Below are 22464 nucleotides of genomic sequence, written 5' to 3'. Positions count from 1 at the left end.
CCCCACTCTTGGATTGTTTATTCGGCGTGTGCGGACACAGTGACCGGTGACACGCTAATTTTTTCTATCATTTGATAAACACGGTCGATATCAGAGACACCGACACCCACTTGGGTGACCGCCAGTGCAGATAGCGCGACCGCTCGACGAAGTACCGTCGCTTTTTCTTCACCGGCTTGGCATCCCCATACCAAACCAGCAACCAGTGAATCTCCCGCCCCAACGGTACTTACGACCTCTTGCGCAGGTGCGACGGCCTGCAGCCAACCTTGATGGTTGCGCCACAGCACACCATCTACACCACGAGAAATCACCACATTGGCAATCCCTTGTTGGAATAGCTGTTCACCACGCGCTAACAAGGTATCGAGTTCATTACTGATTGGCGCGTTTAAGCACTGAGCAAGCTCAGCTTCATTGGGTTTCACAAGCCAAGGCTTGGCGGACACCGCAGCACGCAGAGCATGCTGACTAGTATCTACAATCACCTGCTTACCGGCCTCGGTGAGAGCCTGAACCCAGTCACTGAGCTGATCAGCATTGACGCCTGGCGGTAAGCTACCTGCCAGTACAATCCAGTCATGCCCATCAGCTAATTCCAATAAGGTATGCGTAAGCGCCTCAATATCGCGCCCTTCCACTGCCATTCCCGGGAAGTTGAGATCCGTGACGCGACCGTCTTTTTCTACCAGTTTGACATTTGTTCGACTCACACCCGGTACGCGCAAAAAGTGATCGCAAATGCCATGCTCAACAAATAAGTGCGCAAAAGGGTCTTGATTTTCCTCACCCAAAAAGCCAGATACCGTCACTTGAGCGCCCAAATCAGCCAACACCCGCGCCACGTTCACCCCTTTCCCTGCAGGATGTAGGTTGTACTTTTGCACTAGGTTGACATCGCCAGCTTGCAAGATACCAAGCGCCCCCGTCATATCGAGAGCAGGATTAAAGGTCACGGTTAAGATTGCACTCATGCGTGTTCTCCTAAGCCTTGACGAATGGCTTCACCCAAGGCAGCTATCGCCTCCTGCGCATCACTCCCTTGGGCGGTAAACTGAAGCTGATGGCCATGTTTTACTCCCAGAGCAATGACTTTCATCAAGCTCTTCGCGTTGACGGCAGTCGATTGGGTGGAAGCATTGGCCACTTGAATATCCGCGCTAAATTTTTTGGCGGTGTTCACCAGCATGGCGCCGGGTCGCGCATGCAGGCCATGTGCATTGGTAATGGTAAATAGTCCCGATTCACCCTCAATATTCGCCGCTGGTGCTGGTGGCTGCACAGTCTCTACGTCAGCGGCATCCGAATGCATAACCGCCGACACAAGCGCGTCAGGTGATTGGTTGATAAGGCTGTTCAATTTACCCTCTGCTTTGAGTTGGGTCAGCTTGGCAAGCAGGGCTATATGCGCGTCATTATTGGCCGCAAAACACCATAGAGCATGGACGACATGCTCACCCATATTCAATGGCTCAGAAGGCATAACAAGCGACACCCCAGTGTGAGACACGCCATTTGCAATGCCTAACACCCAATGCCCCTCACCCAAATGGACAGGCGCTGCGGCAATCAGATGACCAACTCCTGAGGTTTCTAGGCATCCTTTATTTTTCAAAAGTCCCGCGCCGGCAGCTTGTAGTGTGGTGATATCTCGCGCTGGGAAACCACTTAAAATCATATCTGAGGTAAACGTAAAACCCTGATTACTTTCCTTCGTATCGCCATTGAGGAGTGCCAATATAGCGTCTGCGCTCTCAATACGTTTCAACTGCGCTTCAATGCCGTCTTGTGATAACACGTGGGTCAATTGGCGTAGGATTGTCAGGTGCTCATCTGACTTAGCCGCAATACCGATGGCAAGGTAGGCAGTTTCACCGTCTCCCCAGTCCACGCCCTGTGGGAAGTGACACACTTGCACACCCGTTTGTTTCACTTGATCACGGGTGTCTGTGGTGCCATGCGGGATCGCGATACCATTGCCTAAATAGGTGCTCGTTTGCGCTTCTCGCGCCAACATACCCGCTTGGTAACCGGGCGCGACCAATCCTTTGTCAATCAGTCGCGTGGCCATAGCTTTGATCGCCTCTTCTTTCGAGGCAGCAGACTGCTGTAAATAGATATCTTGTGCTGTTAGTGCGAGCATGAGGTTAATCCTCTTCGTTTGTGCGCCTTGCGCACGCAATATATTGGGCTCATTACAATCACCGCATCGCAGCAACTGCATGGTAAATCGTAGAAGGTGAGCCAGACAGATGCCTGTATCATCGACCCACATTCTGTTCAATCCTTGAAGACGCGAGATGGTTCGTATCACTCAACTCACGCCAAGCTGAATCGTTTCAGCTTTTGGTTACAGTTAGACCTCAAGGGTGTTGTCTTTGGGTCTATTTATCGCAACATTGAATCCGGTCTCACTCTTTGCCGTCCTATCTTTGGCAAATATGTGACAAAAGTAGTGTCATACAGAATAGCTGAAACCTTTCAGCTTTAAGGCTGAATCGTTTTAGCTTATAATGCAAACATAATCTTGATCGGATGTGTGCAAACTTTGATCGCATTCACAAAGCCATCAATAACGATTGGCCTGATACTGGATCCTTTCTATGAAGCTCGATGAGATAGCACGCCTTGCCGGCGTGTCACGCACCACGGCCAGCTACGTGATTAACGGAAAAGCCGATCGTTATCGGATCAGCGCTAAGACGCGGGAGCGGGTGATGGCGGTTGTTGACCAACATAACTATCAACCCAACCGTGCCGCAACCGCCCTACGGGCAGGAACAACACGCACCCTCGGATTGGTGGTTCCTGATCTTGCCAACAGCAGTTATGCCCTCTTGGCCAAATTGCTAGAGCGCAAAGCCCATGATCAAGGCTACCAAGTGATTATCACCGGCTCGGATGATGATCCTCAGCGCGAGCAAACCCTTGCCACTACATTGATTTCTCGAAAGATTGATGCGTTGATCGTCGCCTCGTGTCTGCCAGCGGATAATGCTTTTTATCCTGATGTGCAGCGAAAAGGCACACCTGTGGTGGCTATTGACCGACAACTAGACGCGACCCAGTTCGCCAATGTACTGAGTGATGATGCCAAAGGTGCGTATCAATTAACCGAGACACTTATTGCTCCTAGCGATGTATATCAGGCAGGATTGATTGGTGCAGTGCCCTCTTTAGCCATCTCGCAAGAGCGTGAAAAAGGCTTTCGTAACGCATTAGAGGTCGGCAATGTGGATGGACAAGTGCGCTATGGCAACGCCTTTAGCCGCAGCGAAGGTCAACGGTTAATGACTGAATGGATAGACGCTGGCGATTTAYCCGATGCCTTGCTTACCACCTCATTCACCCTATGTGAGGGCGTATTGGATGCTATCCGGCAAACAGGCATTGCGCCGACCGCCTTATACTTTGCCACATTCGGGGACAGTCGCATCTTGGACTTTTTACCTTTTGGGGTGCAGTCGCTTCCACAGCAATTTGATGCGATTAGCGATGCCGCGTTAAGCCTCGCTATTTCAGCCGCCGAAGGCGACAACCAACCCGGTGTGATCACCGTCGATCGTCAACCGATTTGGCGCCCGCATCAAACTCAGGCTTGGGTCGGTTTAAACTAATTATGATCAGTAACCCGTGGCTTCCATAAAGCCACGGCCGCTCACGCTCCCTTCGACACGCACGGGTCCCTCCCAATATGGGATGCTTAACGCCATCCAGCTATCTGGGTTTAGAGGCTGCGTGGTCACGTTGATCCCTTCATCGGGAACACGTATTTGCCAACCCACGGGCAGTGTACGTTTATCGGAAAGTGTGGCGTGGTTGACCGGCACCATGCGTATTGCATGTTTATCAAGTGATCGCACCTTGCCATCGGCCGAAGTCAAAGAGCCAAATACAAAGGGCTTTGGGCCGCGGATCTGAGTCACCATCAGCGCGCGCCCATCGTCTAGATTCAAACCAAACCAATCCCATCCGGATTGGTCGTCGGCCATGGCACCGCTCGACCATTCTTTATCAAACCACCCTTTCCCTGTAACAGAAAAAGACTTGCCGTCGAGCGTCAAGGAGCCTGTAATGCGTAATTGGGGCACCGAGAAATAATAAGAGGCCGACGGCGCACTTTCATGACGAATGCTATATCCCTGCTCGCCCTGCTTCACTCTCAGACCACTGTCTTCAACCTGCAGAGCAAAGCCCACCTCAGTATTCTGTGCCTCAAATTGTGCTTCAACTGTCGCCGGAAAAGGATCGGCTTGACCTTGCCATTGCCAATCATCCAGCCACGCCTGAAATGGTGACAACGTCACGCCGGCTTGACCAATGCCTCCGCGGGCAAACCGTTCTGATTCCCACTGCTGATCTGCGCGTGTTATCGCGACATGTGCCATATAGAGTTGTGAGCTAGCCCAGCCAAGCGCCTGCTCGGGTCGAATCGCGCGGCGAAACAGGGTCCATTGCACGCCGTAGGCTTGGCCTTGGCTATCTTCAAGTGTGGCGGTTAAATACCACCATTCAGTGGCAAAGCCCGGATGGGCCGCCATATCTTTCGGATATTCGGGATGATAATCGGGGGTCACGGCTTGAAAACCAGACTGCTGAGCAAACACATCAAAGCCTGTCGATGCGCTGCTTTGGGGCGCAGGCTGACGCCCCCACCAAATCAGACTCCCCAGCGCGATGGCTAACATCATCACCAGCATGGAGCCAAACAGTTTGCGACTTACTTTCATCCCACTAACTCCTGCCGTTACTGCGCGTCACGCAAAGAGACGGCTGCAGTGCGTTTCATCATGCGATAGACGGGCCAAGCACCAGCCACCATTAATGCAAGCATTGATAGCCCGATAGTGGTGGCATAGGTGATCGGGAAAAAGCTCATGGTCATCGTCCAACCAAAGGAAGCTTTGAGAACCACATGGATTAGCATCCCCGCCAACAGTAACCCCAATGGAATCGCTATGAAGGCACTGGCAACCCCGAGGATCACTAACTGCCCGCCTCCGAGCGCAATCAACTCGCGCCCCGACAACCCTAGACAACGCAACAAACTGTACTGACGCTGGCGAGACAATTCGGTGGCCAACGTAGAGAAAAACAGACCACTGATGGCGACAATCAGCATCAATACACACAGACTTTCGGTGACCGTAAACGTACGGTCGAAAATGCGCATCGCGTACTGCATGATATCGGCTTGGTTTTGAACTTGGCTGTTACTGAGTGAGAATGCCCGACTAATCTGAGCAATAAATAGATCGCTTTCAACGCCTTGCTCGAGGACAACCGCCATCGATGGCCTGCCAGCAGTTAACCAATGTCCTACGTCACCGCGCGCAGATACCACTAACTGACCGTAGGGGTTCCCGTAATCATAATAGACACCCGCGACTTGCCATCGCTCTCCCATCGGAGCAGGTAAATTCACCATTTCTCCCGCTTCCACACCGAATTTTGCGGCCAGCGATTCGCTGAGTAATACGGCTCGTTGCTGATGGAGCTGCGACCAATAATCCGGTTGGGCGTTCTTGATCGCTAGTGCTTGTTTCTCGAGAGGGCGATTTCCAACCGAAAGGACTTCAAGTCGGCCTTGCGGTGCATCGAGCTCACGACGATACGTTGTCCAAAACTGCGAGACATTGTCTTGCTTAACCAGCCAAGATTCCATGCGGGGCAATAGCTCATTACTAGGACGAACATACACATCCGCCGCCAGCCGCTGCTGTAGCCATGTTTCGGTGCTAGCACGAAAGCTGCCCACCATGGTTTCCATGCCAATATGTGCCGACACCGCCAACATAAAGGCCATTGCCGCCACACCGCGATAGCTTAAACTGGCCGCCGCATCAGTAAAAAACCAACGCCAACGTGCGCCTTGGTGCCATTGCGCCAATAGATGAAATAAGCCGCCACACAAATAGGGTAAGACCAATGCAGCACTTAGCATGGTTAGCGCAATTAACGTAAAGCCTTGCCACTGGCTGCTAGGCCAATACGACACGCCCCACGCAGCTACCGCAAGCAACAACGCCAATACCGCTTGTACCGAAAACTCTCGGCGTGTCCCGCGTAATAAGGTCATCCGCTGCGATAGGCGTCCCGAAGGCGTTTTTATTAAGCGGATGAGTGGCCAAGCCGATGCCATTGCAGCCCCTAGCAAGGCTAACAACACACTGTACAACCCCCACTGCCATTGCCAGTGCATGATCAAGTCAACTTCGGCACCATATAGGTCAGACAATGTCGTGGCGACCGCAGGAAGCAGTTGTTTAGCAAGCAATAACCCAAGCACATTCCCGCTGATCACACCTAGGACGACCCAGCCGACTAACTCAATCGCCATCACCAGTGACAACTGTCGACCGTCTACGCCTAATTGGCGTAAGCCGCCGACCAGTGGCTGACGCTGCGTCATTGAAAGAGAAATGGCTTGATAGAAAATAAACAGCCCCACCACGAACGCGAGCAATCCCATCGCCAATAAATTGAGGTGAAATGCGTTGGTAAGTGGTCCTAACTGGGTGGTTTGGGTTTTCGCGAGTGTTAAAGCGGGGGGTAATAATTGGCGGATCTGCTCGCGCTCGGCCTGACTCAGTGTGCCACATAACACTTCACTAATGCCGGCATGAGGAGACAAGGCACGCAATAGCGCCATATCCGCTACTAAGTAGGTGCCCATACTAAGCGCATCGTTATCGACAATACGCAACGGACCAATCGCCGGATAATCTAGCAAGGGGATCATTTGTCCCGATTGCCAACCCTTGTGCGACGCCATCGCTTCCCCAATGTAAACGGGATAAGGTGGAGACATCGCATCGACCGGAGAAATGCCCTCGCCGTCATCGCCTTTGCTGAGCATCGGTAACATCGCGATCGTATCGACGCCCATCAGGTTGAGATCATCAAGTGACGGCGTCACAACTTGTAAGCGCTCTATCGGCACACATTGGGTAAATCCTGCTCGACGTAAATCGATATAAAAGGCTTGCGGTACCCGTTGGGTGCGTTGGGTATGATGGATGCTAAACGGATAGGGATTACTAAATAGCTTGGCCCCTTCTCGGTAGCTTTTTTGCGCGTGTTGGTTGATTGATAATACGCCCACCAACAAGGAGACACCTAAGGTAAGCCCCAGCCAAACGAGTAAAATTTGAAAAGGATGGCGGCGATAATGCCCCCATAACGCATTAGCGACGGGCCCGAACACTGAGCACGCCCCCTTGCAGCATGACGCTACCTTGTAAGTAATTGGCAACAGTTTCACTGTGCGTAACCACCAACAAGCCCGCTTCTTGTTGACGCGTTAATGTGGTGAGTAGCCGCATGACGGCATCCGCATTACGTTCATCGAGGCTTCCTGTTGGTYCATCTGCCAATAGTAGCTTGGGTTCCATATATAACGCGCGAGCAATCGCGGTGCGCTGTTGTTGCCCCCCCGAGGCTTCCTCGGGGTAACGATTCAACAACGGCATCAAATCAAGTTGGGAGACAATCTGACGCCACAGCGCTGCATCGTCTTTCAAGCCTTTAAGTTGACGGCAAAAGCGGATATTGTCGGCAATGGTCAGGGTTGGCAGTAGGTTAAACTGCTGAAAAATAAGGCCAATATTCTGGCGGCGAAATTGGGTACGCGCGCGCTCATTCATTTGATGAAGCGGTTTATCATCAAACCAGATTTCACCGCTGTCGGCTTTGTCCAAGCCGGCAATCAGGTTAAGTAGCGTGCTTTTGCCTGACCCACTTTCCCCCATCAAGGCCAATTGATGGGTGGGAGAAACAGACAAAGCGGCACCTTGCAGCACGGGATGAAAATCACTTCCATCCTGATAGCCCTTACACAGCGCCTTAATTGCTAACATGCCAATCCGTACCCTTTAACGTCTTAAAAGCAGCGATAAACGAGAAGTAAGTCACACTGTCTGAACGAATTCGCAATGTACCCCAATTAACACGCTGAGAAAAGGGCTAAAAACTGTGGGCAGCTTCCCATTATTATTTGATAACAAAATCAATTGCTGTCGCTAACCAAATTGTTCAGCCATACACCGGATTTAACACGGATGAGCGAGCCGACCCACTTTACCACCTCTTCGGTCGCCAATAAGGCATAAACCCAATAAACCGGCCACTCAAACACCACCGCGGCTGCCAGCACCACAGGAATACCGATCAACCACTGGGCAACAAAATCTTGCCCTAAGCAGTAACGCACGTCACCACCCGCACGCAACACCCCGACGATCATTGCCATCGGAATGGTTTTTACCACGATAAGCGCGCACATTGCCCAGTAGAAGTATGCGGTGATTTGCGCCGTTTCTCCGGTCAAGGCAGGGAAAAAACCTAGCACCCAAGGTTGAATAGCTAACATCACCAGCGCAATAAACACGCCGGCAATAAAATTAAACAGGCCCACTTGCCAAGCTTGTTGGTACGCAGTCTCGGTTTGCTTGGCACCGAGATTATTCCCCACCAACACGGCGGCGGCATTGGCCGTGCCGATCAAAAACGACAAAGATAAGGATTCAACCGGCGTGATGACCGCGATGGCGGCAAGTCCGGCCTCATTCACATGTCCAATAATCGCGTGATAGACGAACAATCCTGACGACCACATTAAAAAGTTAAAGGCGATGGGCAAGGACAATGCCAAGAAGCGCTTGACGGCGTTCAGTGTCAGGGACGAGACCCATTCCGCGCGCGAAAAGGCAACAAGATGTTGGCGCTGGTACAAGTACAGGTATAAAGCCAGCATTTCTACAATGCCACTCAATGCGGTCGCGACTGCGGCACCCTTGGAGCCCATTTGAGGCGCCCCCCAGTGACCGAAAATAAACACCCAGTTCAAGAGGATGTTAACGCTGATCCCCACGCCACTGAAAAACGTGCTGATCCCTGGCTTGTGCATGGCACGCAAACCAGCAGCTAACCCTGACACACTCGCCAGACAAAAAAGCGACAGACCCGCGATTTGCAAATAGTCTTTTCCCAACGTAATCACAGTGGGGTTATCACTGGCAACACTAATAATCGAATCTGCGTAGAGCCAAAAAATGAGTGCACTGAGTGCGGCGGTGGCATTGGTCAAGGTCACCGTGAGTGCAATTTTCTCGCGAAAGCCCTGCATATTACCTGCGCCCCAATACTGGGCAACCAGCATGGATCCACCCGTCATCGCGCCAAAAATCAATAACGTTGAGACAAACATCGCTTTCCCGGCGATGCCAATCGCCGCGACATCGGCTTCGCTCAACTGTCCCACCATTAAAATATCCACCAAGCTGCGGCTGGAAAACATCATGGTTTGCAGCGCAATGGGAATCGCAATTAACAGTAAACGCTTGAGAAAAACAGCATCAAAGAAAGGACGAGACAAGGCAGACACAGGCGACTCCACGCAACAACGAGAATGGCCTTAGTGTACTTGCCTTTATATGAAGAAAAAACCGCCAACTGGCGGTTTATATCGATTATTTTGGGGTTGTCGGTACGGGCATCACCATCAAACTATCTGCTTGGTTTTGTGGCCAAATGAGATACTCGGCATGGTATTTCACGATTGACTTATAGGCAGTCACTTTCGTCGGTGCTAATCCTGCTTGATGTGCCCAACCAATAAAGGTGTTTTCTGGGCCACGCACGTACACACTTAACGGCTTAACCAGTACGCCCTCTGAGTCAAAAGCCGCTTGAGTCGCATCGGGACACACTGCTAATGAATGCTGCCCGTCAGAGATCACTCTTACTTTGCGGTCAATGGTAGCGTCAGTATGCACCACCCACTGCGCCGCTTTTGCCGCATCGATTAGCTGACATAGCTGGGCGTGCATCACGGCGTTAGCCGGCGCACTCACCGGGAACCAAGCTTGGTAAACCGATTGGATTTGACGAAATTCCGCTTCTAACGCCGCTTTGGTGCCCGCACTACGGGCACGCTGCACCCAACGTTGTAGATCGGCTTTCACACTGTGATGGAAGCGCTGTTTTTTGGCCGCTTGTGCCACCCAACGTCCTAAAAATGCTTCTCGAGCAGCGGGAGCATCAACGAGTTTTCGCGCCGTAATGGCGGCTTCAATGTCTGCAAACGCGGTATTCACTACCGTCTGGATATGGGTCACGTAACTCATGGTTCTTTTCGCGCGAGTAACCAATAGAAAGCGGCAGAGAGTATCGCACAAATCGCGATAGCGCCAATCATCCCCCACGGCGTGCCATCAGAGACAACCGCTACCCCAGCCCCGACTAACGAGCCAATACCAAAGCGCATCGTCCCTGCTAGCGACGATGCGGTACCGGCCATTTGGGGATAACAAGACAGTAAACAAGCCATGCTGTTACTGCCGATAGTTGAAATCACACCGACGTAAGTCATCACGGGGATCACGGTTCCCCAAAGACCAAGGTCTAACCACTGACAGACTGCAATCGCGATACCGGCAACCAGCTGAATCGCCAAGCCAAAACGCAACATCCAGTGAGAGCCCATTTTGCGCACCAGCCGACCATTCAAAAAGGTCATGATGATCAAGCAAACAATGTTAAGGCCAAACAGATAACCAAATGCCTTGGCACTGACGCCGTAATAGTCGATATAGACAAACGAGCCGGCGGTAAGAAACGAGAACATGCCAGCAAAAGAGAAGCCAGAGCAAAAGATCATACCGACCGCAAACGGCGTTTTCAGCATACGCGCATAGTTACGCAGCGAAGCACCGATACGCAGCGGCGGACGATGATTTTGGGGCAAGGTCTCGGGAATTTTCACCACAATACAGACCATCACAAAACACGCCCAGCCGGCCAATACCCAAAAAATCGCACGCCAATCGAACCACGTCAGCAAATAGCCGCCAATCATGGGAGCAGCAAGCGGTGCAATGGTCATCACCAAGGTGATAAATGACATGGTGCGTGCAAACTCTTCACGCTCGAACATATCACGCACCAAGGCTTGTATTATTACTGCGGCTGCGGCTCCAGCAAAGCCTTGGGTAGAGCGAGCCAGCATCAACACGTTGATGTCTTCGGCGAGCGCACTAACAACAGCGCAGATAAAAAACAGCATCACCCCGCCAAGCATTACCGGCTTGCGTCCATAGCTGTCGGAGATTGGTCCGTGAAAGAGCTGGCCAATCGCAAATCCGGCCGTATATGCCACTAGGGTCGACTTCACTGCACTATTGGGTGCCCCCAAATCGCCAGCGATGGCTGGCATCGCAGGCAAGTACATATCGATGGCAAGAGGTGTCAGCGCCGCGATCGCGCCCAAAATGATAATCAAAAGCCAACTGAGTTGTGTCGGTGACGCCGTGACAGCCGATGATTGCGACATAACACTCCTTAACGTGAAAGACAGAGCAATAGGAAATAACGTGAGGTAGATCGAATTGTAACAGTTTATTGTTTCTGTGCGGGAAAGAATGTCTTTCTTTTTGTTGTTATTGCATAGCGCAATAAGCAACGGTACCCAACGTATAATCTGGGCGCGAGTTATGTATCTCGCAACAAAAAACCGATTATTGACGGGAATATAAAGGAGTCTGGCTGACAGACTCCTGAAAAAGACACCCCATTTTTCATCACTGTGCGGATAACGGAATGCCTAAGGCGTGCTTTTATTTGATAAACATGGCCACTTCATCAGCGGTCAATGGACGATATTCGCCCGGCTCAAGGGATTCGTCCAAGCATAACGGCCCAACAGACTCACGGTGCAATGCCTCAACACGGTTACCCACCGCAGCAAACATGCGCTTCACCTGATGGTACTTCCCTTCTTGAATAGTCAGCAGCACCTCGCACTCATCCACTTTTTCGAGCGTCGCTGGTAAGGTCTCTTCTTTTTCACCGCGTAACATAACACCCTGCTCAAACTGAGCGGCGACATCATCGGCAAGTGGATCCGCTAGCCATACACGATAGGTTTTATCGCATTTATGCTTGGGTGAAGTGATACGGTGTGACCACTGCCCATCGTCGGTTAACAACAACAAGCCTGTTGTGTCAGCGTCTAATCGGCCAGCGATATGCAGTTTTTCCGCATTCACTTCTTCTAAAAGCACAAATATCGTGGGGTTGAATGCATCTTCATGGGAACACACCACACCCGCGGGTTTGTGCATCATAAAGTAACGCGGCCCGGACAGCATCAGTCGCTGGCCTTCAAACTCAACCTCAGCATCGTCGCTGATTTTAACGGCGCCAGATTTGATTACCTCACCGTTGACGGTAATCACTTCACTTTTCAGAACGCGTGCGGCTTGCTTTCGCGTCACCCCTAAGGTCTCACATAAAAACTTATCTAATCGCATGTGACTGCTCGTTACACCTGTATTTGCGGCGATTATACGTCACATAGGCAGTAAGACACAGATCAAGTTTCAATGGATTGACCTGCATACTGAACGGCCGTGACATAAACTTGTCTCATGCTATCGCCAATCCACAAATTAGATGCAAGGCCTCACGCAGGCTTTTTATCGAGACGACGAGTCCGTCACATCGTGCCAATGCAACACGTTGTGGCGATTGAGCCTATTCAATGACTGGGTATGATACTGGCGTCTCTCGACTAATCAGTGATAAATAAGGTAACACTATGATTGTTTCTCTTCGCCAGCCGGACGCTAATGCTTTTGAAACGCTAATCGCCATGTCGCGGGCACAGCACGAGCATGAAGCGCTTCCCTTCGATCGCGAGCCTGTAGAAACGGCGTTTAAAACGCTACTCTCACAGCCAGAGCGTGGGGCTGTATTTCTGATTGATGTTGAGCATAATGGCGAGTGCGAGACCATTGGCTACTTGGTCTTGGTGTACAGCTTTAGCGTTGAAAATGGTGGCAGTGTGGGCGTGATTGATCAGTTTTTTATCGCACAAAACTGGCGGCGCCAAGGTGTCGGTTCCCAAGTGATCCCCTTAGTTGAAGCAACCGCCAAGCAGCATGACTGTGTCGCGGTGATCCTCGAGGTCAACATTGGTAACAAAGGTGCCCGCTTGTTTTATGAGCAATTTGATTACCAACCTCGCCGTCAGCACTGCATTATGTCAAAGCGCCTGTAAAGTCCTGTACCTCTCTCCATAAGTCAGTAAAATTAAACGGCCTCAAAAGGGCCGTTTTTTGTGGAAAAAATTCATCGTCAATCACCGCGAACCGCCAACACCTTTGGTGGTTTCCCCCACACAGAGAGTAACGTTGATTACTGATTATTATGTATACCCTTCGTCCGTATCAGTCTGACGCCGTCAAAGGTGTGCTTCATTATTTTCGTCGTCACAGCACGCCTGCCGTCGCCGTACTCCCCACCGGTGCTGGCAAAAGCTTGGTGATCGCAGAGCTTGCTCGCATCGCGAAAGGGCGCGTTCTCGTACTCGCCCATGTGAAAGAGCTCGTGGAACAAAATCATGCTAAGTATGAAGGATATAGGCTAACTGGAGGCATCTTCTCCGCAGGGCTGGGACGCAAAGAATCACACGAAAAAGTGGTGTTTGCCTCGGTACAATCGGTGGTACGCAACTTGGAAGCATTCGCGGATCAGTTTTCGCTGCTAGTTATCGACGAGTGCCACCGCGTGCCTGACAATCAAGATAGCAGTTATCGCCGTGTGATTAGCCATTTACAAAACGTGAATGCCGGATTAAAAGTGTTGGGACTCACCGCAACCCCCTATCGACTGGGCCAAGGCTGGATTTATCAGTATCACACCAGTGGAAAAGTCCGCACCACCGAAGCGCGCTTTTTTCGTGACTGTGTCTTCGAGCTGCCGATTAGCCATTTGCTCGATGAAGGATTTTTAACCCCCGCTCATGTGCTGGATGCACCCCTTCTCAGTTACGACTTTTCGCAAGTCTCTCGCACCGCCAACGGTTACTATCGTGAAGCCGATTTAGAGAAGGTCGTGGCCAATGCACCACGCGCGACGCCGCAAATCATTGAGCAAGTAATGTCCTATGCCAAGCAGCGTCAGGGCGTCATGATTTTTGCCGCAACCGTCAGCCACGCGAAGGAAGTGCTCGCCCTACTGCCGCCACACGAATCCGCCTTGATTATTGGTGATACACCCGGCCCTGAACGCGATGCGCTGATCCAAGCCTTTAAGCAAAAACAGCTCAAATACTTGGTCAATGTCTCTGTTCTAACCACGGGGTTTGATGCCCCTCACGTCGATTTGATTGCCATTTTACGTCCAACCGAATCAGTGAGTTTGTATCAACAAATTGCTGGCCGTGGCTTGCGCCTTTCGCCCGGGAAAAAAGACTGTTTAATCCTCGATTATGCCGGTAACGTCTACGACTTGTATCAACCCGAAATCGGCATGCCAAAACCAGACAGCGACAGTGAACTCGTTACCGTCCCTTGTCCTGCGTGTGGATTTAATAACAGCTTTTGGGGGAAACTCGACGACAATGGCTTTTTGATTGAGCATTATGGCCGTCAATGCCAAGGGTACTTTGAAGACGACGACGGCGAACGCGAAATATGTGGTTACCGTTTTCGCGCCAAATTCTGCGATGAATGCGGTGCCGATAACGATATCGCCGCGCGGCGCTGCCATCAGTGTGACAAGCCATTGGTCGATCCGGATAAAAAGCTCCGTGAAGCACTTAAACTCAAAGACGCACTGGTGATGGCCTGTGTGGATCTGTCACTCACTGCAGGAAAAAACCGTTATCAAAAACCACAGTTGAAAGTGACCTATCACACCAGTGAGGGAACAGATCTTCATGAAATATGGCCGCTTGCAACTAAGAAACAAAAGCAGGATGTGCTAGCACGCTTTGTCCGCCCTCATTTGGTCGATAGACACCGTCCCTTTACCGATACGGCCGCAACCAAAATTGCAGCGGCACAACACAGGTTTCGGGCACCGGACTTTATCGTCGCGCGCAAGCAAGGACGTTTTTGGCACTTACGCCAAAAGATTTTTGATGTTGATGACTTTCTTTCTCAAGATCGCCTTGATGCACTGCTTGCCCAAAGTCGCGGTCAACAATTCGCCGACGCCGACCTTTAACGCATCGCGATTGCGCCATCATGCGCGTTATGGCTTGTTTTACCCCCTAAGCAGTGCTACTATCCGCGCTCGTTTTTGGGTACTGAGTTAGGTCGCTACGCTCAGTACTGTATTTTCACTCTAAAAGAGAGTTATTGATTATGATGAAATTCGAAGCTGAAGTACGCGCAGAGAAAGGTAAAGGTGCGAGCCGCCGCCTGCGTCATCAGAAGAAATTCCCTGCTATCGTTTACGGTGGTAACCAAGAGCCTGTATCTATCGCACTTGACCACCCAGTTGTTGTTAACCAAATGGACAAGCCTGAGTTCTACGAAGGCATCATCCTGGTTATCGATGGCCAAGAAGTTAAAGTGAAGCCACAAGACATCCAACGTCACCCGTTCAAGCCAAAAGTTGAACACATGGACTTCATCCGCATCTAATTCCTCTGCGAATAATGATGTGATAAAAGGCGCCTTCGGGCGTCTTTTTTATCTCGTCATCTTTTTGACAAATACGACGACAAATAGCGCCATCGTAAAGCTGCCAAGAAACGCTTCAAAGGCGGCAATAAAACGCGCCACGCCGTGCGGCGATATATCACCGTAACCGAGGGTGGTAAAGGTGACAACACTAAAATACACGGCGTTCAATAGTTCATAAAAGTACTGCTGCCAGCCAGTCACATCTGGATAGACGGGATTGCTTTGTGTGGTGCCAAGGGCAAAATACGCCAGCGCACACGACACAATCACCAGAACAGAAAATACCACCACGCGCAGTGGATCTTCACCATAGCCGCAAAAGAGATCGACAATCTTGGAAAGCCAACGTCGAAAACTCAACTTGGGCATTTGGTAGCGCCGAAACCGCATCTCTTTTTTAAAAAAATAGCCAGCGACTTCAAATAACCCCTGCTTTTCGCATTGTTTACGCACGTTTCGGCAGACTTCTTCGGACTCTTGAAATAGCGATTTCCGCCTTGCCGGATCACGCTCTTTGTAGGCCAATCGTTCTTGCTTGAGCTCTTTTCCCCAGTCCACATTCTCAAGGCCTGCACGAGCCAGATCTGCGCCTAACAAGTTGCTGCCATCTAGCCGCGCACAGTTTAAATTCGCGCGTAGCAAGTTGGCTTTCATTAATGAGGCGCCACGTAAATCCAATCCAAAGCAATGCGCTTCAGCCATGTTCGCTCGATAAAAATCCGCGCCTTGGCACGAGTAGCCTTCGCGACTTCCTCGGTTCACTAAATCAATGTCAGTTAGGTCAGTTCGGGCAAGTTGAAAGCCATCAAGCGGTTTTCCTGATGCCGCCCATTTTTCCACGTCTGCTTTTACGTCATGACCACACTTATCAATGTCCGGATCATGCCAATAGCATCGCCCGGACTGTCCGGCTGGCTGATCGCAACACCAGCCTTTGCTGCTTTTAAATGAACAAGTTTGACTGCGCATGCCCTCGCCCTCCTTACCTAAGTTTAGAAACACTCGGTAATGGCGCCACTCGTGGCCAGTGAAAAAATCAAAACGAGAAAGAGAAGGTGCGCTGAATGCTTACTGGGTGGGGTCCTCATCATCAAACAACGAGGGTTGTGACGGGATCGGTTGGGTATCTAGAGCAGCATCGCGCATCTGTTTGCGCTTGGCACGCATGATACGCTCATAACGCTGATGGCAGAGACGAACAACATTGCGTTTTTGTTCATTGGTTAATTCAAACCAATGAAAGCGTTCTTCGCGACTGCGAAAACACCCCTTGCAATAGCCTTTGTTGTTCACTTCGCAGATGCCTTTGCATGGACTTGGCACCTCGAAGAAATCCAGTTGTTCCACATCTACCTCCCTGCTCGTCTATTCATTCAAGCGGGCACTGGGCAGAAATGCAAGTTTGGTTAAAACAAGCCTAATTGTGGCAAGGCTAAGGTATCAAACTCTTTACCAATAAACGGCAAAATACCATCGGCAATGGGCTTAAGTTGCTTATCAATATAATGCTGATAATCAATCGGACTACGCCGATAAGTAAGGGGTTCGGGGCCATTAACGGTGATCACGTATTCAATCCAGCCACCGCGTTGATACTGCTGAGCGCGCCCACGCTGATGATTTTCGCTATCGGCTAAGCGTGCCGCGCGCACATGGGGCGGCACATTCTTTTGATATTCCGATAACGGACGACGAAGCCGCTTACGGTACACTAAGTGTTCATCGTGCTCGCCTTTGCTGGTGCTGGTCACCAGCTCACGAATAAACTCGTCCACCTCTTCACCATCGAAGACGCGTTGATAGAGCTGTTGCTGGAATTGCTGTGCAAGCGGTGTCCAATCGGTTCTCACCGTCTCCAAGCCTTTAAACACGATCTCAGCGTGACCCGATTCTCTATCCACGACGCGACCTGCATATCGCTTTTTGCTACCGGTTTCTTGGCCGCGAATGGTGGGCATCAAAAAACGCTGATAATGGGTTTCATACTCAATTTCTAGCGCCGATTCGAGATCATAAGTTTCTCGTAAGTGCTGGCGCCACCAGCTATTAACGTGATCAACCAGCGATTGACCAATAGCATCAGCGTCCTCACTCGCCTTATCACCGCCCAAGGACACAAAGGTCGAGTCTGTATCGCCATAGATCACCGCATAGCCTTGCGCCTCAATCAGTTCACGAGTGATTTTCATAATCTCATGACCCCGCATCGTAATCGACGACGCCAGTCGGTGATCAAAGAAACGACACCCTGACGATCCTAGCACCCCATAAAATGAGTTCATGATGATTTTTATCGCTTGTGAGAAGGCTTTTTCTCCGGCTTTTTTAGCGCGATCGCGCGCTTGCCATAAATCATCAATCAATGCCGGCAAGTAATGCTTTTCTCGGTGAAACACACCACCGCGAAAGCCGGGCACAATATCGCGCTCTTCGCCTGCTTGTTGTGACTTTAAGCCTTCAACCAGCCCTAGCGGATCAATCAAAAACGTGCGAATAATAGACGGGTACAGAGACTTAAAATCCAACACCAGTACCGAATGATAAAGGCCAGGTTTAGAGTCCATCACATAGCCGCCTGGGCTTGCAATCCAACCGTCGCTGGCCAAATTAGGCGCCACATACCCCGAACGATGTAAGCGCGGGAGATACAAGTTGGTAAACGCGGCAACAGAACCTCCGACCCGATCTAGCTCGACACCGGTGAGGCGCGAGCGTTCAATCATAAAATCAAGCAAATGCGTATGGGCAAAGATGCGATTAACCAATCGGCAGTCTTGCAAGTTATAGGTGGCGAGCGCGACTTTATCGTGATGAAACATGCGATTGATAGACGCCATCCGATCATGCGGATCGTCGATGGCCTTTCCCTCACCAAGCAGCGTTTGCGCGACCGACTCAAGCGCCCAAGAGCGAAAACCATAGGTCGCCGTTTTCAGCGCATCAATTCCATCAATGACCACACGTCCCGCCAAGCTAATAAAGCCAGACTTATTGGCATTTCCTTCTCGCCAATAGGCAGTCTCACCGCCGCGGCCAATACGGAGTGACTTTTGGTGACGCTGCGCGCGCTTGACCAGCAAACGGAAGTCAAAATCAATCACGTTCCATCCCACCACCACATCAGGATCATAGGTGGTAAACCAGCGCTCAAGCGCCGATAACAAGGAGACTTCGTCGCTAACCCATTCTATCCATGCGGGGGCATCGGGTTGTGGCGCCCCGACCATAATCACGCGGCTATCCATGTCACTGTCCAAGCCAATCGAGTACAGCTGGCCTTTTTCTGAGCATTCAATATCCAGTGATACATGGCGTAACTGTGGCGTATACGCCTGCGCCTTTGCTTTACCTTGCGTCACTTCGAGGTAACCTGCTCGCTGACGCGCATTGCCGGTAAACAGTAAGCTGCCGCAAATATAGCGCTCCATCAGATAGCGATCCGCAAGACGCAAATCCCCTTCATAGAGCGGAATGGCAGCACCACTTAATACACGTTGCCCTTCTTGGGCGCGTTTGACGGTACTGAAGTAACAGGCGACCAAAGGAATGTGTTGAAAGGTCGCCAAGGGGACGGTTTTGCAGTAGGCGTGCGGATCGATAGAAGGAAGCAGTGCTTGTGCGCGTTGTTGCTCTTCTTGAGGAATAAAAAAGACGCTTTGTTGATTCTCAATACAGAGTTTTACCGGACCATCAGGAGTAGAGAGCCACAGCACGATGGCACTCGACTCGCCCCGATCACGTTGTTGGCGCGTAATAACGAAACCTTTTTGAACATACGGTTGAGACGTTGTCGATAAAGCCACTATTTAGCATCTAACCCAAGAAATCATACTGAGAGTGTAACAAACCGACAAAAGCACTGTATAGATAAACAGTTTAGTTTATTGCTCATCACACCAAACATTTAACCGCGTACCTGTTCACGCGGCGTCGCTCCCATCAAGATGACGCCGATAAAAGCAACACAAGCCGCACTGGCTAAACGCATGTTCATCATCTGACCATCGTCCAACCACACTACCCCAACTAAGGCGATCACCGCCAGTACCGACAACGCGTGCTTCCACAGCAGAGAAACCTGTGTAGAAAGCCACTGCCAAGGATAAATTATCCCGAGCACCGTCAGGGCTCCAGCTATCATCGCCGCTATGGCGCCAGATATCGTCACGGTTAAACCGGGCAAGGCGAAAATCAACAGTGCAATTGCCAGTAAAACACTCAACCGAAAACTGACACAGAGTTGTTTAGGGTACTGATCTGTTTGTTCAGACAGCGTCTGCCAATAATCACGCCATGCCAACCCAGCGACAAGTGCCAAACCCAACCCTAAACTGCTGGGGGCGTACATACCGGGAGCAAATAAATACCCCACGCCAGCAAACAAAAGCATCATGCCGCCCCAGTGCAATCCTTTGCGTTCTGCCGTCACCATCAGGCCGTGCACACCTTGGACGCCGGCCATCACCATCAATGCCAACGTGCCTAAATCAAGATATCGGCATGCAAACAAGGCGGATGTGACGGCAAGTAACAAGCTCGCGGCCATACGCCATACATCAGTAGGCTGAGAAAAGAGTGAATCAGGCAGTCCCGACGCAGCGCGTTTTGGCGGTGCTGGATACATATGGGTTGTAACGGAACAGACGCTCGTCTTGTTGCTCGAGAGATAACGCGCCGTCAACCATGCCATGATTGCGCCGCCAGCCAACCACAACGCGACAAAACTCGCTGAATCCAGACCACCCGCCATGCTCCACAGCACAAGGTAGCCATTGGCCGTGATCACCATTAACACCAGCAACGACAGACTCATTTGCTTGACCATGCCCATGAATGGGGCTCCTTATAACAACTTACTCCTGCATAGACCGCGTCATCGCGATATTTCTTTCAATCMCCTACTTTATGCAGAACCGAACAATAAGCCTTCTGATCCATCAACACGGCTTTGTTGTTATTGACGGACGCGATACAATACGCGTTTGTTCGTTCTCGGGAAGTATGCATGTCAGATCCGAAAAGCAAAGCGCTCAAAAAAATCGCCAAATGCCTTGAGTTAAGTAACTCAGCAAACGTCAATGAGGCAGCGCAGGCGATTAAGATGGCTGAGCGCCTGATGCGAAAACATGGCCTGGACCAAGACGATATCGACTTTATCAGCATGGGGAAAACGCGCTCTGAAACCCTGCTGCCCACCTCGGTGAGTGAACCGATCCTAAAGATCATTCGTGGTATTAATGGTCGATTTGGCGTGGAGTGTGTGCTGATCAACTACAAAGGCTTAAAGCAAGCAGAATTTATTGGTGATGCCGATCGCGCGATATTCGCCGCGTTCGCCTTTGATGTGGTGTATCGCGAGATGAATGAGCATATCGGCCAATTCCGCAACAGTTTTGCTGGTTCGGGCACCAGCACTCAAGAAGTGTCACGCCGTGTGCAATCTTTTACCATCGGCTGGCTAGAAGGGGCGCTGGAGAAACTGCCTCAGCTCGATGCGCGTGACAGCGATGATAAGATCAAAAGCTACATCGACAAAGAGTTCGAAAACATTGATCGAGAAACCTTCAAGCAACAGCTAAAAGCCGCCATGGCCGCCATCACCGACGATTACGAGAAAGGGATGAAAAAAGGACGCCAAGTATCTGTGAGTCGCCCTGTGGGCGGGCAAGGCGAACGAAAACGTCTCACTAGTCAGACAAAATCACGCTAGCTCCCTTCTAATTGTCCGACAACGGTCAAGCCTGGCGCATACTTAAGACAGTTGCGTCAGGTTGGGTCAAATCTCGGTTAAATCTCTTTTTTCCTATTGAGTTACCCACTATCCAGATCTAGCCTAGGGGTGAAGGTCGTTCCAAAAATGGCCGGATAACAACGCATAGTTAATGCGAACAATAATACCTTATCATCCTTATTTAGGAGACAGTGGCATGAAAAAAGTCGTGACAAGCCTAGGCCTACTTTTAGCCGTTGCACCAGCGGCTTATGCACAACAAGATAGCGGTCTATACCTCGGTGGCCGTGTAGGTCCTTCATTCCTTGAAGACAGCTGTGTCTCTGACGCCAACTGCGGCGACTCAGAGCTAGCGGCAGGCGTAGTTACCGGTTATAACTTCAATAACTGGTTTGCGCTAGAAGGTACCTATGACTACCTTGGCCGTTTTGATACCTCATTTGACCAGTCAGGCACAACGCTCAGCGCGGCGGGCGATCTTACTGCGTTAACACTGGCCCCTAAATTTGCCTACCATCTCAAACCGGATACCGCGTTATACGGTAAAGTCGGTGGCGCATGGTGGAACTGGAACAGCAGCGCCGGTGATCGCGATGACGTGTCACTGATGGGCGCGATCGGTGTGGATCACCAAGCGACCGATAACATCAACGTACGTCTTGAATACCAACACATTAATGATATGGACGACGGCTACTTCTCAAGTGTTGACAATAACCTTGTGACCGTGGGTATGACCTACCACTTCGGCCGTACCAGCAGCGAGCCGATGCCTGAGCCTATGGTTGAAGAGCCAGTCATGGCTGAGCCGGCGCCAGAACCACAAATGGTTGCTGAACCACAAACCATCGTCTTGTCAGAAACCGGCGAAACCGAGTTGTTTGGCTTTGATGAAGCAACCCTTTCTCCACAAGCGGCGGCCTCCTTACAACCATTGATCAATCGCCTACTTCAGCACGAAGAAGCAACCGCGACCATTATCGGTCACACCGACAGCAAAGGCCCAGCGGCCTACAACCAAAAACTGTCTGAGCGTCGCGCACAAGCGGTAGCAGATGTATTCGTTGATGCGGGCATCGATGCCGAGCGTTTAACCGTGATGGGTAAAGGTGAGTCCACGCCAATTGCTAGCAATGACACTGTGGACGGCCGCGCGAAAAACCGTCGCGTCGAAGTCACTTCACCTGAGTTTGTCTACGTCGAAGTACAATAAGTCCCTTGGTGAGGTGACCCCCACCCCCTAATCAACAAAGCCAC

General features: G+C 50.9%; 19 protein-coding genes. 6 read left to right on the top strand and 13 right to left on the bottom strand.

Annotated features, from left to right (window positions below):
* Window positions 1-17: 17 nt before the first annotated feature.
* Window positions 18-974: a 1-phosphofructokinase gene (pfkB, locus tag BZJ19_RS04920; protein WP_077674805.1), complete on the bottom strand. Its 957-nt coding sequence runs from the start codon at window positions 972-974 to the stop codon at window positions 18-20.
* The gene (gene fruB / locus BZJ19_RS04915; RefSeq protein WP_077674915.1) at window positions 971-2143 is read right to left on the bottom strand and encodes a fused PTS fructose transporter subunit IIA/HPr protein; all 1173 of its coding nucleotides are present in this window, start codon (window positions 2141-2143) and stop codon (window positions 971-973) included. Before fruB ends, pfkB begins: the two co-directional genes overlap by 4 nt.
* 460 nt (window positions 2144-2603) lie before the next feature.
* Here fruB and cra point away from each other — a divergent pair, with 460 nt between their 5' ends.
* Complete coding sequence (cra, locus tag BZJ19_RS04910; RefSeq protein WP_077674804.1) at window positions 2604-3617, top strand: catabolite repressor/activator; 1014 nt, start codon at window positions 2604-2606, stop codon at window positions 3615-3617.
* A gap of 6 nt (window positions 3618-3623) precedes the next feature.
* Here cra and BZJ19_RS04905 read toward each other — a convergent pair whose 3' ends face one another.
* The 7 genes from BZJ19_RS04905 to rsuA all read right to left on the bottom strand — a co-directional run bounded on the left by BZJ19_RS04905 (window position 3624) and on the right by rsuA (window position 12311).
* Window positions 3624-4730, bottom strand: coding sequence for a lipocalin-like domain-containing protein (locus BZJ19_RS04905; protein ID WP_077674803.1), 1107 nt, complete (start codon window positions 4728-4730; stop codon window positions 3624-3626).
* A 17-nt stretch (window positions 4731-4747) separates the two neighbouring features.
* Window positions 4748-7207 (bottom strand): ABC transporter permease, encoded by a 2460-nt coding sequence (locus BZJ19_RS04900; protein WP_077674802.1) that lies wholly within the window; start codon window positions 7205-7207, stop codon window positions 4748-4750.
* Window positions 7188-7859: an ABC transporter ATP-binding protein gene (locus tag BZJ19_RS04895; protein WP_077674801.1), complete on the bottom strand. Its 672-nt coding sequence runs from the start codon at window positions 7857-7859 to the stop codon at window positions 7188-7190. The genes BZJ19_RS04900 and BZJ19_RS04895 overlap by 20 nt, the downstream gene beginning before the upstream one ends.
* Before the next feature lie 149 nt (window positions 7860-8008).
* The gene (locus BZJ19_RS04890; RefSeq protein ID WP_235608147.1) at window positions 8009-9385 is read right to left on the bottom strand and encodes an MATE family efflux transporter; all 1377 of its coding nucleotides are present in this window, start codon (window positions 9383-9385) and stop codon (window positions 8009-8011) included.
* Between the two features lie 85 nt (window positions 9386-9470).
* On the bottom strand, window positions 9471-10127 hold the full coding sequence (locus tag BZJ19_RS04885; protein WP_077674799.1) for a DUF2913 family protein: 657 nt from the start codon (window positions 10125-10127) through the stop codon (window positions 9471-9473).
* The gene (locus BZJ19_RS04880) at window positions 10124-11401 is read right to left on the bottom strand and encodes a Bcr/CflA family multidrug efflux MFS transporter (RefSeq protein ID WP_077674914.1); all 1278 of its coding nucleotides are present in this window, start codon (window positions 11399-11401) and stop codon (window positions 10124-10126) included. Before BZJ19_RS04880 ends, BZJ19_RS04885 begins: the two co-directional genes overlap by 4 nt.
* A gap of 214 nt (window positions 11402-11615) precedes the next feature.
* Complete coding sequence (gene rsuA, locus BZJ19_RS04875) at window positions 11616-12311, bottom strand: 16S rRNA pseudouridine(516) synthase RsuA (RefSeq protein WP_077674798.1); 696 nt, start codon at window positions 12309-12311, stop codon at window positions 11616-11618.
* A 287-nt stretch (window positions 12312-12598) separates the two neighbouring features.
* Here rsuA and BZJ19_RS04870 point away from each other — a divergent pair, with 287 nt between their 5' ends.
* The 3 genes from BZJ19_RS04870 (at window position 12599) to rplY (ending at window position 15434) form a co-directional block, all read left to right on the top strand.
* Window positions 12599-13060 carry a GNAT family N-acetyltransferase gene (locus tag BZJ19_RS04870; RefSeq protein ID WP_069588500.1) on the top strand — a complete coding sequence of 154 codons (462 nt, stop codon included), beginning with the start codon at window positions 12599-12601 and terminating at the stop codon, window positions 13058-13060.
* A 149-nt stretch (window positions 13061-13209) separates the two neighbouring features.
* Window positions 13210-15012: a DNA repair helicase RadD gene (radD, locus tag BZJ19_RS04865; RefSeq protein ID WP_077674797.1), complete on the top strand. Its 1803-nt coding sequence runs from the start codon at window positions 13210-13212 to the stop codon at window positions 15010-15012.
* Between the two features lie 143 nt (window positions 15013-15155).
* The gene (gene rplY / locus BZJ19_RS04860; protein WP_069588543.1) at window positions 15156-15434 is read left to right on the top strand and encodes a 50S ribosomal protein L25; all 279 of its coding nucleotides are present in this window, start codon (window positions 15156-15158) and stop codon (window positions 15432-15434) included.
* 48 nt (window positions 15435-15482) lie between these two features.
* Here rplY and BZJ19_RS04855 read toward each other — a convergent pair whose 3' ends face one another.
* The 4 genes from BZJ19_RS04855 to BZJ19_RS04840 form a co-directional block, all read right to left on the bottom strand.
* Complete coding sequence (locus BZJ19_RS04855) at window positions 15483-16445, bottom strand: ion channel (protein ID WP_077674796.1); 963 nt, start codon at window positions 16443-16445, stop codon at window positions 15483-15485.
* 99 nt (window positions 16446-16544) lie between these two features.
* Entirely contained in the window at window positions 16545-16823 is a 279-nt protein-coding gene (locus tag BZJ19_RS04850) for a DUF1289 domain-containing protein (RefSeq protein ID WP_069588494.1), read from the bottom strand.
* A 59-nt stretch (window positions 16824-16882) separates the two neighbouring features.
* Complete coding sequence (locus BZJ19_RS04845) at window positions 16883-19282, bottom strand: DNA polymerase II (protein WP_420876432.1); 2400 nt, start codon at window positions 19280-19282, stop codon at window positions 16883-16885.
* Window positions 19283-19380: 98 nt separating this feature from the next.
* Window positions 19381-20307, bottom strand: a complete 927-nt coding sequence (locus tag BZJ19_RS04840) for a hypothetical protein (protein WP_077674794.1) — start codon at window positions 20305-20307, stop codon at window positions 19381-19383.
* A gap of 174 nt (window positions 20308-20481) precedes the next feature.
* Between BZJ19_RS04840 and BZJ19_RS04835 the strand changes: the two genes are divergently transcribed.
* Complete coding sequence (locus BZJ19_RS04835; RefSeq protein WP_069588488.1) at window positions 20482-21186, top strand: DUF2786 domain-containing protein; 705 nt, start codon at window positions 20482-20484, stop codon at window positions 21184-21186.
* A 217-nt stretch (window positions 21187-21403) separates the two neighbouring features.
* Window positions 21404-22420 (top strand): OmpA family protein, encoded by a 1017-nt coding sequence (locus BZJ19_RS04830; RefSeq protein WP_077674793.1) that lies wholly within the window; start codon window positions 21404-21406, stop codon window positions 22418-22420.
* Window positions 22421-22464 lie beyond the last annotated feature (44 nt).

It is taken from the genome of Salinivibrio proteolyticus (assembly GCF_001996165.1).
Lineage (GTDB): Bacteria > Pseudomonadota > Gammaproteobacteria > Enterobacterales > Vibrionaceae > Salinivibrio > Salinivibrio proteolyticus.
This window is presented reverse-complemented; position numbering and strand designations above follow the sequence as displayed.

Bases quoted from the DNA above. Each gene is read 5' to 3' on its own strand.
- BZJ19_RS04840 (WP_077674794.1), bottom strand. From the start codon at position 20,307: ATGGGCATGGTCAAGCAAATGAGTCTGTCGTTGCTGGTGTTAATGGTG.
- fruB (WP_077674915.1), bottom strand. From the start codon at position 2,143: ATGCTCGCACTAACAGCACAAGATATCTATTTACAGCAGTCTGCTGCC.
- BZJ19_RS04855 (WP_077674796.1), bottom strand. From the start codon at position 16,445: ATGCGCAGTCAAACTTGTTCATTTAAAAGCAGCAAAGGCTGGTGTTGC.
- rplY (WP_069588543.1), top strand. From the start codon at position 15,156: ATGAAATTCGAAGCTGAAGTACGCGCAGAGAAAGGTAAAGGTGCGAGC.
- BZJ19_RS04885 (WP_077674799.1), bottom strand. From the start codon at position 10,127: ATGAGTTACGTGACCCATATCCAGACGGTAGTGAATACCGCGTTTGCA.
- BZJ19_RS04830 (WP_077674793.1), top strand. From the start codon at position 21,404: ATGAAAAAAGTCGTGACAAGCCTAGGCCTACTTTTAGCCGTTGCACCA.
- pfkB (WP_077674805.1), bottom strand. From the start codon at position 974: ATGAGTGCAATCTTAACCGTGACCTTTAATCCTGCTCTCGATATGACG.
- radD (WP_077674797.1), top strand. From the start codon at position 13,210: ATGTATACCCTTCGTCCGTATCAGTCTGACGCCGTCAAAGGTGTGCTT.
- BZJ19_RS04870 (WP_069588500.1), top strand. From the start codon at position 12,599: ATGATTGTTTCTCTTCGCCAGCCGGACGCTAATGCTTTTGAAACGCTA.
- rsuA (WP_077674798.1), bottom strand. From the start codon at position 12,311: ATGCGATTAGATAAGTTTTTATGTGAGACCTTAGGGGTGACGCGAAAG.
- BZJ19_RS04905 (WP_077674803.1), bottom strand. From the start codon at position 4,730: ATGAAAGTAAGTCGCAAACTGTTTGGCTCCATGCTGGTGATGATGTTA.
- BZJ19_RS04835 (WP_069588488.1), top strand. From the start codon at position 20,482: ATGTCAGATCCGAAAAGCAAAGCGCTCAAAAAAATCGCCAAATGCCTT.